Source organism: Hyphomonas sp. (assembly GCF_013823385.1).
GTDB lineage: Bacteria > Pseudomonadota > Alphaproteobacteria > Caulobacterales > Hyphomonadaceae > Hyphomonas.
This window is the reverse complement of sequence record NZ_PNMA01000126.1, coordinates 1-1770: the sequence shown is the minus strand read 5'-3', so window position 1 is coordinate 1770 and position 1770 is coordinate 1. Positions and strand designations below refer to the sequence as shown.

The following is a 1770-nucleotide window of genomic DNA, read 5'->3' as shown; positions in this document are numbered from 1 at the left end:
CCTTGCACTCAAGATTGCGAAGGTGACTGATCAGTGCCGCGCTGTTCCCGGCAGGAATTGTCCGCAGCGAAGGCTTCGCCGCTCCTGGCGACAGCGACGCAACAAGCCAGTTGCGCTTGCTGAGCTCAACGCTGACAATGACAGAAGTCTTGGGGCAGTAATCTGACGACGAGTTCTCCATGTAGCGTTCTCCGTAGGGTTTGACGGAACAACGGCATAGCCGATCCGGCCTGCATAGGATCTGCTATGACCTCAACCTGGAATACGGGTCCGAAGATCCCGCCGACGCGTCCATCACCGCCCGCGTCGTCACGATCATGCTTGCCTCGGAATACTGATAGTTTCACCGCCGTGCTGCGCCCAGCTCGAGACGACCGACACCCTGCGTGTTTGACTGGATTTTGTGCAGCCGATGCACTAAATCGTTTGAAGGAGACAAACGACCATGACCCATGCTCATAACCGGATGGTCGCCGACAATGGCGCGATCAATCCACGCGCTCTGGCAGAGCAGCTGCAGATTTCGCTGTCGGAACTTGCCGAGCTGGTCGGGGTGAGCCGCAACACGCTTGGAGCAGAGCCGCTCGGCAAAAAGGGGCGGGAATCCCTTCTGCCACTGGTGCGTCTGCTGACCCATGCCAGCGAAATCGCCGGCTCGCTCGAACGTGCCGTAGTGTGGTTCAAATATACACCGATCGTCTCGATGGGAACGAAGACCGCGATGGAGCACGTAAGGGATGGCAACATCGCGTGGGTGCATGGGCACCTCGAAAACGTCTACAACGGCGTTTACGCCTGATTTTTCGCCATGGAACCGACCATCTGTTACCGGGCGCATACGCCCGAATGGGCGTCCATGCCCACTAGCGGGGCCGGTGCTGCTAAAAATGGTGGCCGGTGGAACGCTCGCGGAAGGCCCGCGCTCTATCTCTCCTTCGACCCGCTCACGGCGGTCAAGGAAGCCAATCAACAGGTCCTCGATTTCATCCCGGTCACGCTGGTGCGTTACCAAGTTTCCGGCGGTCTCATCGCCGCCTACCACGACGCGGCAATGCGCAAGAAGCATGACCTCGCAGACGATCTGATGATCCGCCCATGGTGGGGTCCGCAATATGCGCAGAAGCTTTCGCCAAGCCAGGAAGCGGCCGAAGTCCTGATAGCGGCGGGACTCGACGGATTGATCTATCCCTCGACCCAGGCCGCCGGACGCAATCTTGTGCTGTGGCGCTGGAATGAAACCGAAGCGCCGCAAGTGCATGCGGAAGACAAGCACGGCCTGCTTCCCAAAAACCGCGATTCCTGGCGATGATCAGTCCGTAAGAACAGACAGACAGCACACCCGGCTAACGTGTGCGCATCGGCTGCCAGACATGTCTGCGATAAGCCATACCCCATAACCCATAACAGTGATCACGCGAGGTTCAGATGAGCAGACGGCAGGTTCCCCTCAAAAAGGAATGCACTGAAATCGACCGCGTGGTGGTGGGCTATGACCGCCCTCTTGAAACCTTCTTTGCGCAGGCCATCGCCATCGATGCGACCGGCGAAGAAGACTGCGTGATCTGGCAGGGCACATATCCCGGCGAACTGCCGACCCCGCGAAGCGCGATCGCGCTGATCGAGCACTACTGCAATGTGCCCGAAGACCTCGCGAGGCAGCTGGAGACAGATCGGCTTGCCACCCTCGCGCAAGCTGATGGCCCGAACCAGCAAGCCGCAAAGCGGGCCCTCATCATCGGCGAGGCCGAACCACCCCGGCCAAAGCCGGGC

Annotated in this window: 3 protein-coding genes and 2 pseudogenes; 4 read left to right on the top strand and 1 reads right to left on the bottom strand. The window is 59.8% G+C overall.

The annotated features are described in order from the left end of the window. Positions 1-181 (bottom strand): annotated as a pseudogene (locus C0456_RS20385) (IS110 family transposase); the annotation flags it as partial. Between the two features lie 64 nt (positions 182-245). Between C0456_RS20385 and C0456_RS21035 the strand changes: the two are divergent. From C0456_RS21035 to C0456_RS20370, 4 genes and pseudogenes are all read left to right on the top strand, one after another. Continuing rightward, positions 246-338: pseudogene (locus C0456_RS21035) on the top strand (DUF3768 domain-containing protein); the annotation flags it as partial. 107 nt (positions 339-445) lie between these two features. After that, entirely contained in the window at positions 446-799 is a 354-nt protein-coding gene (locus tag C0456_RS20380) for a helix-turn-helix transcriptional regulator (RefSeq protein ID WP_155647025.1), read from the top strand. A 9-nt stretch (positions 800-808) separates the two neighbouring features. Next, positions 809-1309, top strand: a complete 501-nt coding sequence (locus tag C0456_RS20375; RefSeq protein WP_066526173.1) for an RES family NAD+ phosphorylase — start codon at positions 809-811, stop codon at positions 1307-1309. 116 nt (positions 1310-1425) lie between these two features. Beyond that, positions 1426-1770: hypothetical protein (locus tag C0456_RS20370; RefSeq protein WP_291056487.1), on the top strand; the 345-nt coding region annotated here is incomplete at its 3' end.